Here is a 14,134-nt window from a genome sequence, read left to right as displayed (position 1 = left end):
TCAGGGGCGCGGCGCCGCGGCGCGGCGCAGCCGGTCGTTGATGGCGCGGCCAAGGCCGTGATCGGGCACCGGGGCCAGCGCGATCCGTGCCTTGCCCGTGGCCTTGGCGATGCGGTCGGCATTGCGCAGCATGGCAAACAGGTTCGCGGCCGCCTCGACCAGATCGCCGGTGGCCGACAGGTTCAGATCCGCGCCCGCGCAATCGGGGCCGAAACCGATCCACACCGCATCGGCACTGGCCTGCGTCATGGCCAGTTGCACCGTCGCGCCGGGCGCGTAATGCGATTCCAGCTGCCCCGGGGCCGAGGGCCGGGCCGCATCTCCGCCCGTGGCCAGCGGCTGTCCCAGTGCCTGTTCCAGCGCCTCGGCCGGCAGGCCACCGGGCCGCAACAGGGTGGGCGGGTTCAGCGCCAGGATCGTCGATTCCACCCCGACGCCACAGGCCCCCCCATCGACCACCGCCGCGATCCGGCCGCCCAACCCTTCAATCACATGGGCGGCGCACGTCGGGCTGACCCGGCCCGAGGGGTTGGCCGAAGGCGCCGCCAGCGGGCCACCAAAGGCGCGCAACAGCGCCTGCGCCACCGGATGCGCCGGCACGCGGATCGCCACCGTGTCCAGCCCCGCGGTCACCAGCTCGGATATGCCCGCATCGGGCCGCAGCGGCAGCACCAGCGTCAGCGGCCCCGGCCAGAACGCCGCCGCCAGCCGCAACGCGTGGTCATCGAACCGCGCGATCGCCCGGGCTGCGGCCAGATCGGGCAGATGCACGATCAGCGGGTTGAATCGGGGTCGGCCCTTCGCCTCAAAGATCCGCGCCACGGCCAGATCGGACCGCGCATCCCCGCCCAGGCCATAGACCGTCTCGGTCGGGAAGGCGACCAGCGCGCCGGTGCGCAGCAGGGCTGCGGCCCGGGCCAGACCGGCCGCATCGGGACAAAGGGTTTCGGTTTCCAGATCCATCGGATATTCGTGACGCAGCGTTGATGTTGAAGGCGCATGACCTTGCGGTAACCTGCAGCCTGACCGTTTTGCAGACATACGCGCCGCCCGCCCCCTTGCCAAGGCAGCGCGCAAAGGAGAGTGCCATGCCGTTCCGTTCCCCCGTTGCCGAGCTTCGCTTTATCCTTGACCATGTCGTGCCGCTGGCCCCGGTCGCGGCCACCGCGCGCTTTGCCGAGGCGACGCCCGAAACCGCCGAGGCGATCCTGACCGAGGCCGGCCGGCTGTGCGAAGAGGTGCTTGCACCGCTGAACCGGGCAGGGGACATGGCCCCGGCGCGGCTGGAAAACGGGGTTCTGCGCAGCTCGCCCGGGTTTGCCGAGGGGTTTCGCGCCATTGCCGAAGGCGGTTGGGTGGCGCTGGCCGCCGATCCGGCGCATGGCGGCATGGGGCTGCCGCAAACGCTCAATATTGCGGTGCATGACATGATGTCGGCGGCCTGTATGTCGCTGCAGCTGAACCCGCTGCTGACGCAGGGGCAGATCGAGGCGCTGGAACATCACGCCAGCGATGAGATCAAGGCACTGTATCTGCCCAAGCTGATTTCGGGGGAATGGTCGGGCACGATGAACCTGACCGAACCGCAGGCGGGGTCCGATGTGGGGGCGCTGCGCACCAAGGCGGAACCGAAGGGCGATGGCACCTATGCGATCACCGGGCAAAAGATCTTCATCACCTGGGGGGATTGCGATTTCGTGGGCAATGTCTGCCACCTGGTGCTGGCCCGCCTGCCCGATGGGGCGCCGGCCACCAAGGGGATCAGCCTGTTCCTGGTGCCCAAATACATCCCCGATGCGGCGGGCAACCCCGGTGTGGCCAATGATCTGCGCGTGGTCAGCCTGGAACACAAGATGGGCCTGCACGGATCGCCCACTTGCGTCATGAGCTTTGAGGGCGCGACCGGCTGGATGGTGGGCGGACCGCACAAGGGCATGGCGGCGATGTTCACGATGATGAACAACGCTCGTCTGGGCGTGGGGGTGCAAGGCGTGGGCATCGCCGAGGGCGCCTATCAGAAAGCCGCCGAATATGCCCGCGACCGCAACCAGATGGGCGCGATCATCGATCATGCCGACGTGCGTCGGATGCTGGCCACGATGAAGGCCGAGGTCTTTGCCGCCCGCGCCATATCCTTGGCCTGCGCGGTGGCGCTGGACATGGGCCGCGCCACGGGTGAAGCCGACTGGCAGGCGCGCGCCGCGCTGCTGACGCCGATTGCCAAGGCCTACGGCACCGATGTCGGGATGAACGTCGCCGAAACCTGCGTGCAGGTGCATGGCGGCATGGGCTATGTCGAGGAAACCGGCGCCGCGCAGTTCTATCGCGATGTTCGCGTGGCCGCGATCTATGAAGGCACCAACGGCATTCAGGCGATGGATCTGGTCGGGCGCAAGATGATGGATGGTGGGGCCGCCGCATGCCGCCTGCTGCAAGAAATCGAGGATGACGCCGCCGCTGCCCGCGATGTGCTGCCCGATCTGGCCGAAGATGTCTGGACCGCCGCCGAAACCCTGCGCGAGGCGACCGAATGGCTGGTGGCCCAGGGCGCGCAGGATCGCAATGCCGGCGCGGTGGCCTATCTGCGGGCCTTTGCCCGCGTGCTGGGCGCGCATTTCCACCTGAAGGCGGCGATTGCCGAAGGCGGCGGCGGGCCGCGCAGCGCGCTGGCCGGGGTCTATATCCGTCGTCTGCTGCCGCAATATGCCGCCGCCCTGGCCGAGGCGAAGGCGGGTGCCGCGGGGCTTTATGACCTGAGCGTGGAAGACCTGGTCGCATGACGGTTCAGGATCGCAGCCCCATTCGGATGCCCTGGCCCGAACCGCCCGCGCCCGGTGGGGTGCAGCAGATCGCGCCGGGTGTGCTGTGGCTGCGCCTGCCGCTGCCGATGGCGCTGGATCACGTCAATTGTTACGCCTTTGACGACGGCGACAGCTGGACCTTGGTCGATCCGGGGATGGATACGCGCAAGGCCCGCGCGCTGTGGCAGGATCTGCTGGCGGGCCCCCTGGCGGGCAAGCCGGTGCGCCGGGTCATCGTGACCCATCATCACCCCGATCACATCGGCATGGCCGGCTGGTTCCAGACCCGCGGGGCCGAGCTGTGGACGACGCGCACCGCTTGGCTGTTCGCGCGGATGCTGGTGCTGGATGAACAGCATCAGCCCCTGGCCGAAACGCTGGATTTCTGGCGCGCGGCCGGCATGGACCCGGCCCTTTACGACAAGCGCGCGGCCGAGCGGCCGTTCAACTTTGCCGATGTCGTCCACCCGATGCCGCTTGGCTTTCGCCGCATCGTCGAGGGCGAGGTTTTTGCGATGGGCGGGCGCGAATGGCGCGTGCATATGGGCGATGGCCATGCCCCCGAACATGCCACCTTCTGGAGCCTGTCGGACGATCTTGTGATTGGCGGCGATCAGCTGCTGCCCGGCATTTCGGCCAACCTGGGGGTCTATGCGACCGAGCCGCTGGCCGATCCGGTGGGCGAATGGCTGACCAGCTGCGCCCGATTCGCGCAGATCGCCGAACCGCGCCACCTGGTGCTGCCGGGGCACAAGCTGCCCTTCAACGGCCTGCCGCTGCGGCTGGGCCAGATGATCGACAACCATCTGGGCGCGCTGGACCGGCTGCGCCGGCATCTGGCACATGGGCCGCACACGGCGGCGCAATGTTTTGCGCCGCTGTTCAAGCGTCCCATCGGCGAAGCGGACTATGGCTTGGCGCTGGTAGAGGCCGTGGCCCATCTTAACCACCTGCTGCACCGGGGCGAGGTCACCCGCACCCGGCGCGCCGGGGATGAGCCTTGGCTTTGGGGGCTGGCATGACCGATATCCGCACCACCGCCGAGGCGCATGAGGAAAGCGCCATCCCCTGCGCCGGGGTCGTCCACACCACCGCGGGCGCGCCCCCCACGCCCGAAACGATGCCCCTGCCACCCCAGATCGCGCGGGCGTCGGTCGAATCCAAAAGCCCCGCGCAATGGGCCTATGAACGGCTGCTGCTGTATATCCGCAACTTTGAAGACCAGCTGAACCCGGATCAAGAGGTGGCGCTGGGCCTGACCGGCGCCGAAGCAGGCGTGCTGCGGATTGAAGGCCTGGGCTATTTCGCGCCGGACATGCTGACCTTTTACGGCACCGACGACAATGGCGCGCGGACCCAGCTGATCCAGCATGTCAGCCAGCTGAACGTGATGCTTGTGGCCCTGCCCAAGGCGCCGGAACGCGAAGAACCCCGTCGCATCGGCTTTCATCTGGCCCGCGCGCTTCAGGATGCCGAGGGGGCGTGACACTGCCCGCGGGATCGGGTATCCGAAAGCGGGAGAATAGCGTAGGGAGAAGGCTATGGCCGACTACAAGCCGGGCGAAATGGACATCCGTGCCCAGGAAAAGACCTTTGCGGGTTTCACGAAATTCGTCACCTGGTCGGTGATCGTCCTGATTGGGGCGCTGGTGTTCCTGGCGCTGGCAAACGCCTGATCGGTGGTGGGCGGCGGCATGCGAAGAACAGCGCGGCGGGTTCGCGGATTTGTCCTGGCACTGATGGTGCCCATCGCGCTTGCGGGTTGTGGCCTGGGGCCGGAATCCGTCTGGGCCAGCGATGAGGCCGTCGAAAAGGCGTCCTATTCCACCGGGCTGCCGCCCTCGGTCACGCTTTACACCGTGATCGGCACCCGCACCGGCGAAGGCGGGCATTCGGCGCTGATGATCGACGGGCGCGAACGGATCATGTTCGACCCCGCCGGCAGCTGGCGTCACCCCTGGATTCCGGAACGCAACGATGTCCACTATGGCATCACCGAGCGGATGCGGAAGTTCTACATCGACTACCACGCGCGTGAGACCTGGTTTGTCCGCGAACAGACCGTTCCCGTCAGCCTGGAGGTGGCCGAATTGCTGCGCGCCCGGGCCGAGGCGAATGGCGCCGTGGGCAAGATGCTGTGCGCCACATCCAGCGCGTCCATCCTGCGCGGGGCGCCGGGGTTCGAATCGATTCCGGGCACGTTCTCGCCGCTGCGGTTGTCGCGGGCGTTCGGGAATTTGCCGGGTGTGACCAGCAAGGATCATTATGACGGCGATCCGGCGAACAATTCCGGTGTGCTGATGATCCAGGCGCAGCAACCTGCCCGCGTGCCGGACGAGGCGTTCAACTGAACAGGAACAGCCCCAGGTAAAGCGCTACAAGGCCGGCCACGATCGCGGCCAGCGTGTTGCGCGTGGCAAGCCCCACCGCAAGGGTCGCGCCCGCCGCCAGCATCCGTGCCGGATCAAACGCGCCGCCGGTGGCCTGCGGCCACAGCACCAGGGGCGCCACCAGGCCCGGCAGCACCGCAACCGGCGTATAGCGCAGACAGCGCAGCGCCCATTCCGGCAGGGGGCGGTTGCCGATCAGCCCCAGAAAGGAATAGCGCAGCAGGAAGGTGCCCGCGCCAAGGGCGGCGATGATCAGCCAGATCTCGATTGTTGAATAGTTCATGCGTTCCCCGCTGCGCGGCGCCGCGCGACCCAAAGTTCCACCTGCGCCCCCGTGGCCATCGCCGCTACCGCCGCCACCAAAAGCCCCAGCCCGGATGGCAGGAAGGCCAGGACCAGCGCCAGCGCGACCGATACCGTCGCCGCGGCGACATGGGCCAGTGTGCGCATCGCCGGGGCCAGCATCGCCAGGAAGGTGATCGGAATGGCGAAATCCAGCGCGAATTCGGGCGGGATGGCCTGGCCAACCGTGGCACCGACCCAAGTGGCCGCAACCCAGGCCGGGCAGACATGCGAGCAGGCCCCGCCATAATAGGCCAGCTTTTCCGCAACCGTCTGATCCGGGGCGCGGTCGTAATCCTGCGCGGCCAGCGTGTAGGACTGATCGATCATGCAATAGGCCACCAGTGCGCGCTTCCATGCCGGCGCCGGGCCCAGATGTGGCGCAAGCGAGGCCGAATACATAGCCATGCGCAGGTTCACGGCCAGCGCGGTCACCACTACCAGCACGGCCGGGGCGTTTTCCCCGATCAGCTGCACGGCGGTGAATTGCGAGGCGCCGGCAAGGACCAGAACGGAAAAGCCCATGACCGCGGTGATGTGCAGGCCGGCCTCGGCCGCGGCCACGCCGAACAGCAGGCCGAAGGGAATGATCACCAGCAGGAACGGCAGCCCCTGACGGAAGCCGCGCCAGAAGGCGGATCGGTTTGCTGAGGGGGTTTGCATGGCCTTGCCCGGACTTGAATTCTGCGCCAGTGATACGGGATGGGCGCGCGGATGCAAGTCATCGGGGCGTGTCCCGGCGCGCGCAGAGGGGGCGGCATGTCAATTCGGATCAGCCGCGGCATCGCGCCGGGCCAAAGGGCGCAGGCCGCACAGCTTTACTGGCGTGCCTTCGGCGGCAAGCTGGGCCGTGTCCTGGGCCCTGAACGCAAGGCGATGCGCTATGTCGAGCGGGTTCTGGCCCCCGATCACGCGCTGGCGGCGGTCGACCCCGCGGGCCAGGTTCTGGGGGTGATCGGATTTCGCACCCGCGCGGGGGCTTTCGTCGGGGGCACAAGATCGGATCTGGTCGCCATCTATGGCCGCTTTGGTGCGGCCTGGCGGGCCACATGCCTGTCGCTGATCGCCGAGGATCTGCCGCAAGGTGTGCTGCTGGTCGATGGGTTGGCGGTGGATCAGGCGCGGCGCGGCGAGGGGATTGGCGCGGCGCTGGTGCGGGCGCTGTGCGCCGAGGCGGCGGCGCGCGGCTATGCCGAGGTGCGGCTGGATGTGGTGGACGAAAACATCCGCGCCCGCGCGCTGTATGACCGGCTGGGCTTTGTGGTGCTGCGCCGGTCAGACCGCTGGCTGACGCGCGTGATGTTCGATTTCCGATCGGCACTGGTCATGGCGCGACGGCTGTAGCGCGCAGCGTGGCGGCGCGGGGGCGCTGCCCCCTCTTGGCCGTGCCGGCCAATTCACCCCCGGAGTATTGGGGCCAAGAAGAAGATCAGTCGAAGGTGCCGGTGACGCGGCCGAGCAGCATGAAGGCGCGCGCGGTGCGGGTGTCGGCCAGGTCGATCACATCCTGATCGGTGGCGTTCTTTTCGAATTCGGTGAAGGTCTTGTCGAATTGGCGCAGGAAGTGATGTGCGGCATCGCGGAAAATCGTGTCGCCGCGCATGCGCCCGGAGGTCAGCGCCAGCGACGAGCGGTCGCGCACGCCGCCAAGGGCCGCCACCTCGCGACCGCGTTCGCCGCGGGCGAAGCGACGCCACAGTTCGGGGCGGGCGCGGTCGGGTTTCAGGTCATCCATGTAGATGCCGTCCTGCGCCAGAAGGTTCAGCACATCTTGCGCGGCGCGGATCAGCTTGGCCATGGTGCGGTCTTCCAGCGCGCGGCGCAGCGCACGGAAGCCTTCGCGGTCATCGGGGCTGTCGGGGAAATTCAGCGCCAGGATGAAATCGGCCACCGATACCGGGGCGCGCAGATCCTCGGCCGGGGTGCCAAGGGCAAGCGCGGGCTGATCCTCGCCCGGGGGGGCGGGGCGCGGGGCGGCCAGCGCCGCCTTGCGGTCGGCCGAGGGTTGCGTGGCCTGGGCATCGCGGCGCGAGGTGAAGGTGACGATGGCGCTTTCGGCCTGGCGGGCGGCGGCGGCGATTTCATCAAGCTTGCGTTCGACCGTTTGCCCGCTGCGCACCGTCTGCTGGGACACCCAGGCGCTGCGCATCGCCTCGACCGCGCGCTTGAGATCCTGCGCCTCGGCGCGCATTTCGCGCGCGGTGCGGGCGGTGACGGCGGCCACCCAGATCATCGCCACGGGCAGAAAGATGCCCACCAGCGCCATGGTCAGCGAGAGCGCGTCAAAGCCGCTGCCGCTGTCGGGGATCAGCAGGAAGAACACAAGGACCAGCGCGAACCAGACCAGCGTCAGCGCCAGCGCGATGCGTTCCACACCGCTAAGCCGCGACCCCGGCAGGGGCCGGGCGCGCGGGGAGATCGCCGGGTCCGCCGGGGGCTTGCTGGCCGGTTTCACGACAGGCATCGCGCGCCCCCGTCAGATGAAGCGAACAGCGAGGATTTCGTAACTTTTGTCGCCGCCGGGGGTCCGGACCTCGACGCTGTCGCCTGCTTCCTTGCCGATCAGCGCGCGGGCCAGTGGGGATTTCATGTTCAGCAGGCCGCGTTCCAGATCGGCCTCGGCCTCGCCGACGATCTGATAGGTGCGCTCATCCTCGGTGTCTTCGTCCACCAGGGTGACGGTGGCGCCGAATTTCACCGCCCCCGACAGGCGTGACGGGTCAATCACCTCGGCCCGGCCCAGGATCGATTCCAGTTCCTTGATCCGGCCTTCCACGAAGCTCTGCTTTTCGCGGGCGGCGTGATATTCGGCGTTTTCCGACAGGTCGCCATGTTCGCGCGCCTCGGCAATCGCCTTGATCACGGCGGGGCGTTCCACCGTCTTGAGGGATTTCAGTTCCTCATCCAGCGCGTCATATCCTGCGCGCGTCATTGGTATCTTTTCCATGGAGGCCCTTGATCGCGGTGACTGGTAAAATTCAACGGATGCTTGTGTAAATCCGCCTTCCCCCCCCAAAGTCAAGGGCGGGGCGGATTTTCCTTGCCGGTGGTGGCGGGGTGATGCCTGTGCCCGGTCAAGGCATGTGTCGCAAGACCCCCCTTTTGACGCAAGAAAATTGCGCGGCAGTGCGGCGTTTCAATTGCCTCATGCGCGCAGGTGGGCTAGTGAACCGTCCTGAGAGCGCGCATACCGCCAGCAGGAGGGACGAGGACATGGCCGAAATCGAACGCGAGTCGATGGAATATGATGTGGTGATCGTGGGCGCCGGCCCTGCGGGTCTTTCCGCCGCGATTCGGCTCAAGCAGATCGATGCGGATCTGTCGGTCGTCGTGTTGGAAAAGGGGTCCGAGGTCGGCGCGCATATCCTGTCGGGCGCGGTGCTGGACACCTGCGGGCTGGATGCGCTGATCCCCGACTGGAAAGACAAGGGCGCGCCGATCAAGACCGAGGTCAAGCAGGACAACTTCTACATCCTGGGCGAAGCCGGGCAGATGCGCATCCCGAACTGGCCGATGCCGCCCCTGATGAACAACCACGGCAAATACATCGTCTCGATGGCCAATGTCTGCCGCTGGATGGCTGAGCAGGCCGAGGCGCTGGGCGTGGAAATCTTCCCCGGCATGTCGGCCAGCCAGCTGGTTTATGACGGCGACCGGGTCGCGGGCGTTGTCGCGGGCGAATTCGGCAAGAACCCCGATGGCAGCATCGGCGAGGGCTATGAGCCGGGGATGGAGCTGCGCGGCAAATATGTCTTCCTGTCCGAAGGTGTGCGCGGCAGTCTCGCGAAAGAGGTGATGGCGAAATACGAATTGTCCAAGGGCAAGTGCCCGCAGAAGTTCGGCCTTGGCATGAAGGAAATCTGGGAGATCGACCCCAAGAAGCACCGCGAGGGCACCGTCACCCATACGATGGGCTGGCCGCTAGGCGGCAACGCGGGTGGCGGGTCGTTCATCTATCACCTGGAAAACAATCAGGTCTATGTCGGCTTCGTGGTGCACCTGAACTATGAAAACCCGCACCTGTATCCCTACATGGAATTCCAGCGCTTCAAGCACCACCCGATGGTCGCTGACCTGCTGGAGGGCGGCAAGCGCGTGGCCTATGGCGCGCGGGCGATTTCCGAAGGCGGCTGGCAGTCGATCCCGAAGGTGTCCTTCCCGGGCGGTGTGCTGCTGGGCTGTTCGGCGGGTCTGGTGAACGTGCCGCGGATCAAGGGCAACCACAACGCCATGCTGTCGGGCATCGCCGCGGCCGAGGCGGCGGCCAAGGCGATCGCCGCGGGCCGTGCGGGCGACGATCTGGTGGACTATGAGGCCGACTTGCGTTCCGGCCCGATCGCCAAGGACCTGAAACGCGTGCGCAACGTCAAGCCGCTGTGGTCCAAGATGGGCATGTGGGCCAGCCTGGCGCTGGGCGGGTTTGACATGTGGGTCGCCAACCTGACCGGCTGGAACCCGCTGGGCACGATCCGCCACGGCAAGAGCGACGCCGCATCCACCGGCGAGGCCGCCAAGTTCAAGCCGATCGACTATCCGAAACCCGATGGCAAGCTGTCCTTCGACCGTCTGACCAACGTGGCGTTTTCCTTCACCAACCACGAGGAAAGTCAGCCCTGCCACCTGCAACTGAAGGATGCCTCGATCCCGATCGCGGTGAACCTGCCCAAATATGCCGAGCCCGCGCAGCGCTATTGCCCCGCCGGCGTCTATGAGGTGCTGGAAGGCGAGGATGGTCCCCGCTTCCAGATCAACTTCCAGAACTGCGTGCACTGCAAGACCTGCGACATCAAGGACCCCAGCCAGAACATCAACTGGACCACGCCGCAGGGGGGCGACGGGCCGAATTATCCCAACATGTGATCCGGCCACGCCGGGGGTGTCACATCCGCGTGTAACGCGGCGGGCGGGGGGCGCGGCTTGCGTCCCCCGCATTGCCTTGGCGGGGGCGCGCGGCTACCTTCGGGTGGACTGACAGAAGGAACTGATCCGTGGTGTTTTCCCTCCGGCCCCTGCGTCCGCTGTATCTGTTGCTGGCTGCCATCGGTCTGCAGGCACCCGCCCCCGCGCAGGCGGATGTGGCCGGGCCCTATCTGGCAGCCCGCATCGCCGGGGCGCAAAGCGATTATCGCAATGCTGCGGCCTATTACGCCCGCGCGTTGCTGGCCGATCCCGCCAACCCGTTCCTGCAGGAATCGGCGCTGATTTCCTATCTCGGGCTGGGGGATTTCGACCGTGCGAAGGTGGTGGCCGGGACCATGGCCAGTGCTGGCAATGAAAGCCAGATCGCGGCGCTGACGCTGTTGGCGGCGGATGCGCAGGCGGGGGATTTCGCGGGCGGCCTGGCGCGGATTGACGCCGGTGCCGAGGCGGGCGTTCTGGTCACGGGGCTGTTCCGCGCCTGGGCGCTGGCCGGGCAGGGCGACATGTCGCAGGCGATGCGCGCCTTTGACACGGTAATTTCGGAATCCGGCCTTGGGGCCTTTGGCCTTTATCACAAGGCGCTCGCGCTGGCGATGGTGGGCGATTACGAAGGCGCCGATGCGATCTTCGCCGACAAGTCCGGCGCGCCCCTGCGTGCAACGCGTCGGGGCCTGCTGGCGCATGTCCAGATCCTTAGCCAGCTGGAACGCCCGGCTGATGCGCTGGCGCTGCTCGATCAGGCGCTTGGTCCCGATGTCGATCCAGAATTCGCGCAGGCGCGCGCCGCGCTGCAGACCGGGGCGCTGCTGCCCTTCACCATCGCCCCCAGCGCCCGTGACGGCATCGCCGAGGTCTATCTGTCGGTTGCCAGCGCGCTGCAGGGCGATACGCCCGAAGTGTTCACCCTGCTGCACGCCCGGCTGGCGGAATATCTGCGCCCCGATCTGGTCGATGCGATCCTGCTTGGCGCCGCGATCCTGGAACAGCAGGAACAGCACGACCTTGCGACCGAATCCTATGCCCGCGTGCCGCAGGATCACCCCTCGTTCCCCGCGGCCGAAATCGGCCGCGCCGATGCGCTGGTGGCCGCTGACCGCCCCGATGCCGCGATCGAGGTGCTGCGGCAACTGACCCGCACCCGCCCCGACCTGGCCGGCGGCTGGATCTCGCTTGGTGATACGTTGCGCCGTCAGGAAAGCTATTCCGACGCCGCCACCGCCTATGACAAGGCCATTGATCTGCTGGGGGAACCGCGCCCGGCGCATTGGTTCGTTTGGTATGCCCGCGCCATTGCCCATGAACGGTCGGGCGCATGGGACAAGGCCGAACCCGGCTTTCGCAAGGCGCTGGACCTGTCCCCCGATCAGCCCGCGGTTCTGAACTATCTTGGCTATTCTTACGTTGAGAAGAAGCAGAACCTGGATGAGGCGCTGTCGATGATCGAACGCGCCGTCGCCGCCCGGCCCGAGGACGGCTATATCATCGACAGCCTGGGCTGGGTTCTTTACCGCCTTGGCCGCTATGATGAGGCGGTGGTTCAGATGGAACGCGCGGTGGAACTGATGGCGGTCGATCCGCTGGTCAACGACCACCTGGGCGACGTCTACTGGGCCGTGGGCCGCCAGCGCGAGGCGGAATTCCAGTGGAAACGCGCCATCAGCTTCGGTCCCGGCGAAGACCTCGACATGGACCGTGTTCGCCGCAAGCTCGAGGTGGGGCTGGACCAGGTCCTGCGCGAAGAGGGGGCAGAACCCCTGAAACCGGCGCTGTCCGCGAATGGAAACTGAACCCGCACCGGCCAAGATCAACCTGACCCTGCATGTCACCGGTCGGCGGGCCGATGGCTACCACCTGCTAGACAGTTTGGTGGTCTTCACCGATCTGGGCGACCGCATCACGACCCGTCCTGCCGATGACCTGACGCTGACGGTCACCGGCCCCTTCGCGCAGGGCATCCCGGTCGATGAATCCAACCTCGTGCTGCGCGCGGCGCGATATCTGGGCGTCAACGGCGCGGCGATCACTCTGGACAAGAACCTGCCCATCGCTTCGGGCATCGGGGGCGGGTCGTCGGATGCGGCGGCCACCCTGCGCGCGCTGGTGCGGATGACGGGGCGCAGCCTGCCGCCCGCCGCCGATACGGCCCGGCTTGGCGCCGATGTGCCGGTCTGTCTGGCCCCGACACCCCGCCGCATGGCCGGCCTGGGCGAGGTTCTGGCCGATGTGCCGCCCCTGCCGCCGATCTGGCTGGTGCTGGCAAACCCCGGCGTTCCTCTGTCCACCCCGGCGGTCTTTGCCGCGCTGACCCGCCGCGATGGCCCGCCGATGCCCGCGACGCTACCGCGCTGTGCCACGGTGGGGGATCTGGCCGCCTTCCTTGGGACCCAGCGCAACGACCTTGAAACCCCTGCCCGCCAGCTGGCCCCCGTCATCGGCACAACCCTTGCCGCGCTGGGCGCCCAGCCCGGCTGCCGGATCGCGCGGATGTCGGGCTCGGGCGCCACCTGCTTCGGCCTCTTCGCCGATCCGCAATCCGCCGCAGCCGCCGCGCATGCCCTGTCGGTCGCCCAGCCTGACTGGTGGGTCCGCGACACTGCGGTCCTCTGATCTTCTTCTTGGCGGAAATACTCCACGGGGGTCCGGGGGTGTGAAACCCCCGGCGCGCGCTTACCGCACGCGGGCCACGACGTAATCGGCCAGATCGTCCAGCATCCCGCGCAGCGGATGGTCCGGCAACGGCGCCAGCGCAGCGCGCGCCCGGTCGGCCCAGGCCACGGATTCGGTCCGCGTTGCCTCCAGTGTGCCATGCTTGCGCATCAGATCCAGCGCATGGTTCAGATCGCCGTCACGCTGATCACCCTTCTCGATCACGCGGGTCCAGAAGGCGCGTTCTTCGGTATCGGCCAGGGCCACCGCCTTGATCACCGGCAGCGTCAGCTTGCGTTCGCGGAAATCGTCGCCGGTATTCTTGCCGATCACCTCGGCCGTGCCGCCGTAATCCAGCAGGTCATCGACCATCTGGAACGCGATCCCAAGCGCATCGCCATAGTCGAACAACGCGCGCACCTGATCCTCGGGCGCGCCGGCCAGAACGCCGCCCACCTCGGTCGCCGCCGAAAACAGCGCCGCCGTCTTGCCGCGGATCACCTGCAGATAGACCCCCTCGGTCGTGCCTAGATCCTGCGCCGCGGTCAGCTGCAGTACCTCGCCCTCGGCAATCACCGCCGAGGCATTGGCCAGGATGTTCAGCACCCGCATGTTGTCCGCCTCGGTCATCAGCTGGAAGCTGCGGGCAAACAGATAATCGCCCACCAGGACCGAGGATTTGTTGTCCCACAGCAGGTTCGCCGTGGGCCGCCCCCGCCGCTGGCGGCTTTCATCCACCACATCGTCATGCAGCAGCGTCGCAGTGTGGATGAACTCGACCGTCGCGGCCAGATGCACATGATAGGGGCCGCCATAGCCGCACAGCCGCGCCGCCGCCAGCGTCAGCATCGGGCGCAGCCGCTTGCCGCCCGCCTCGATCAGATGCGCGGTCACCTCGGGGATGCGCGGGGCGTGTTCGCTGGCCATCCGGTCGCGGATAAGCGCGTTCACGGCCTCCATATCCGCGGCCAGCGCCTGCGCCAGCCGGTCGTGCGGTTTCACTGCCTTGTCATCCAGGCTCATCACGCGTCCCCA

15 protein-coding genes are annotated in these 14,134 nt (G+C 67.3%); 9 read left to right on the top strand and 6 right to left on the bottom strand.

Going from position 1 to position 14,134, the window contains the following annotated elements; all coding sequences use genetic code 11:
• Nucleotides 1-963, bottom strand: a complete 963-nt coding sequence (locus MXB90_RS02020; RefSeq protein ID WP_250040349.1) for an L-threonylcarbamoyladenylate synthase — start codon at nt 961-963, stop codon at nt 1-3.
• 125 nt (nt 964-1,088) lie between these two features.
• Between MXB90_RS02020 and MXB90_RS02015 the strand changes: the two genes are divergently transcribed.
• The 5 genes from MXB90_RS02015 to MXB90_RS01995 all read left to right on the top strand — a co-directional run bounded on the left by MXB90_RS02015 (nt 1,089) and on the right by MXB90_RS01995 (nt 5,152).
• Nucleotides 1,089-2,780, top strand: coding sequence for an acyl-CoA dehydrogenase (locus MXB90_RS02015; protein ID WP_250040347.1), 1,692 nt, complete (start codon nt 1,089-1,091; stop codon nt 2,778-2,780).
• The gene (locus MXB90_RS02010; protein ID WP_462982190.1) at nt 2,777-3,823 is read left to right on the top strand and encodes an MBL fold metallo-hydrolase; all 1,047 of its coding nucleotides are present in this window, start codon (nt 2,777-2,779) and stop codon (nt 3,821-3,823) included. Before MXB90_RS02015 ends, MXB90_RS02010 begins: the two co-directional genes overlap by 4 nt.
• Nucleotides 3,820-4,287, top strand: a complete 468-nt coding sequence (locus MXB90_RS02005; protein WP_250040346.1) for a DUF6173 family protein — start codon at nt 3,820-3,822, stop codon at nt 4,285-4,287. Before MXB90_RS02010 ends, MXB90_RS02005 begins: the two co-directional genes overlap by 4 nt.
• 55 nt (nt 4,288-4,342) lie before the next feature.
• On the top strand, nt 4,343-4,477 hold the full coding sequence (locus MXB90_RS02000; RefSeq protein ID WP_250040345.1) for an aa3-type cytochrome c oxidase subunit IV: 135 nt from the start codon (nt 4,343-4,345) through the stop codon (nt 4,475-4,477).
• 63 nt (nt 4,478-4,540) lie between these two features.
• Entirely contained in the window at nt 4,541-5,152 is a 612-nt protein-coding gene (locus tag MXB90_RS01995; protein WP_250040344.1) for a hypothetical protein, read from the top strand.
• Here the strand turns inward: MXB90_RS01995 and MXB90_RS01990 are convergent.
• Together MXB90_RS01990 and MXB90_RS01985 are read right to left on the bottom strand one after the other, a co-directional pair.
• Nucleotides 5,145-5,474: an AzlD domain-containing protein gene (locus tag MXB90_RS01990; protein ID WP_250040342.1), complete on the bottom strand. Its 330-nt coding sequence runs from the start codon at nt 5,472-5,474 to the stop codon at nt 5,145-5,147. The two genes, MXB90_RS01995 and MXB90_RS01990, sit on opposite strands and share 8 nt — an antisense overlap.
• Nucleotides 5,471-6,196 (bottom strand): AzlC family ABC transporter permease, encoded by a 726-nt coding sequence (locus MXB90_RS01985; RefSeq protein ID WP_250040340.1) that lies wholly within the window; start codon nt 6,194-6,196, stop codon nt 5,471-5,473. The genes MXB90_RS01990 and MXB90_RS01985 overlap by 4 nt, the downstream gene beginning before the upstream one ends.
• A gap of 96 nt (nt 6,197-6,292) precedes the next feature.
• On the opposite strand from MXB90_RS01985, the gene MXB90_RS01980 reads away from it, so the two are divergent.
• A complete protein-coding gene (locus MXB90_RS01980) occupies nt 6,293-6,877 on the top strand; it encodes a GNAT family N-acetyltransferase (RefSeq protein ID WP_250040337.1) in 585 nt (194 codons plus the stop codon).
• 85 nt (nt 6,878-6,962) lie between these two features.
• Here MXB90_RS01980 and MXB90_RS01975 read toward each other — a convergent pair whose 3' ends face one another.
• Complete coding sequence (locus tag MXB90_RS01975; protein ID WP_250040335.1) at nt 6,963-7,997, bottom strand: hypothetical protein; 1,035 nt, start codon at nt 7,995-7,997, stop codon at nt 6,963-6,965.
• A 12-nt stretch (nt 7,998-8,009) separates the two neighbouring features.
• Nucleotides 8,010-8,480 (bottom strand): transcription elongation factor GreA, encoded by a 471-nt coding sequence (greA, locus tag MXB90_RS01970; RefSeq protein WP_250040333.1) that lies wholly within the window; start codon nt 8,478-8,480, stop codon nt 8,010-8,012.
• Nucleotides 8,481-8,746: 266 nt separating this feature from the next.
• On the opposite strand from greA, the gene MXB90_RS01965 reads away from it, so the two are divergent.
• From MXB90_RS01965 to MXB90_RS01955, 3 genes are all read left to right on the top strand, one after another.
• Nucleotides 8,747-10,393: an electron transfer flavoprotein-ubiquinone oxidoreductase gene (locus MXB90_RS01965; protein WP_250040331.1), complete on the top strand. Its 1,647-nt coding sequence runs from the start codon at nt 8,747-8,749 to the stop codon at nt 10,391-10,393.
• A gap of 128 nt (nt 10,394-10,521) precedes the next feature.
• Complete coding sequence (locus MXB90_RS01960; protein WP_250040329.1) at nt 10,522-12,240, top strand: tetratricopeptide repeat protein; 1,719 nt, start codon at nt 10,522-10,524, stop codon at nt 12,238-12,240.
• Nucleotides 12,230-13,060, top strand: coding sequence for a 4-(cytidine 5'-diphospho)-2-C-methyl-D-erythritol kinase (locus MXB90_RS01955; protein WP_250040327.1), 831 nt, complete (start codon nt 12,230-12,232; stop codon nt 13,058-13,060). The genes MXB90_RS01960 and MXB90_RS01955 overlap by 11 nt, the downstream gene beginning before the upstream one ends.
• A gap of 60 nt (nt 13,061-13,120) precedes the next feature.
• On the opposite strand, the gene MXB90_RS01950 is transcribed toward MXB90_RS01955, so the two are convergent.
• Nucleotides 13,121-14,122 (bottom strand): polyprenyl synthetase family protein, encoded by a 1,002-nt coding sequence (locus MXB90_RS01950; protein WP_250040326.1) that lies wholly within the window; start codon nt 14,120-14,122, stop codon nt 13,121-13,123.
• Nucleotides 14,123-14,134: the final 12 nt, after the last annotated feature.

It is taken from the genome of Phaeovulum molybdatiresistens (assembly GCF_023544865.1).
In the GTDB taxonomy this organism is placed as follows: domain Bacteria; phylum Pseudomonadota; class Alphaproteobacteria; order Rhodobacterales; family Rhodobacteraceae; genus Pontitalea.
This window is presented reverse-complemented; position numbering and strand designations above follow the sequence as displayed.

Bases quoted from the DNA above. Each gene is read 5' to 3' on its own strand.
- MXB90_RS01995 (WP_250040344.1), top strand. From the start codon at position 4,541: ATGGTGCCCATCGCGCTTGCGGGTTGTGGCCTGGGGCCGGAATCCGTC.
- MXB90_RS01950 (WP_250040326.1), bottom strand. From the start codon at position 14,122: ATGAGCCTGGATGACAAGGCAGTGAAACCGCACGACCGGCTGGCGCAG.
- MXB90_RS01980 (WP_250040337.1), top strand. From the start codon at position 6,293: ATGTCAATTCGGATCAGCCGCGGCATCGCGCCGGGCCAAAGGGCGCAG.
- MXB90_RS02000 (WP_250040345.1), top strand. From the start codon at position 4,343: ATGGCCGACTACAAGCCGGGCGAAATGGACATCCGTGCCCAGGAAAAG.
- MXB90_RS01975 (WP_250040335.1), bottom strand. From the start codon at position 7,997: ATGCCTGTCGTGAAACCGGCCAGCAAGCCCCCGGCGGACCCGGCGATC.
- MXB90_RS02020 (WP_250040349.1), bottom strand. From the start codon at position 963: ATGGATCTGGAAACCGAAACCCTTTGTCCCGATGCGGCCGGTCTGGCC.
- MXB90_RS01990 (WP_250040342.1), bottom strand. From the start codon at position 5,474: ATGAACTATTCAACAATCGAGATCTGGCTGATCATCGCCGCCCTTGGC.
- MXB90_RS01985 (WP_250040340.1), bottom strand. From the start codon at position 6,196: ATGCAAACCCCCTCAGCAAACCGATCCGCCTTCTGGCGCGGCTTCCGT.
- MXB90_RS01965 (WP_250040331.1), top strand. From the start codon at position 8,747: ATGGCCGAAATCGAACGCGAGTCGATGGAATATGATGTGGTGATCGTG.
- greA (WP_250040333.1), bottom strand. From the start codon at position 8,480: ATGGAAAAGATACCAATGACGCGCGCAGGATATGACGCGCTGGATGAG.
- MXB90_RS02005 (WP_250040346.1), top strand. From the start codon at position 3,820: ATGACCGATATCCGCACCACCGCCGAGGCGCATGAGGAAAGCGCCATC.
- MXB90_RS02010 (WP_462982190.1), top strand. From the start codon at position 2,777: ATGACGGTTCAGGATCGCAGCCCCATTCGGATGCCCTGGCCCGAACCG.
- MXB90_RS02015 (WP_250040347.1), top strand. From the start codon at position 1,089: ATGCCGTTCCGTTCCCCCGTTGCCGAGCTTCGCTTTATCCTTGACCAT.
- MXB90_RS01955 (WP_250040327.1), top strand. From the start codon at position 12,230: ATGGAAACTGAACCCGCACCGGCCAAGATCAACCTGACCCTGCATGTC.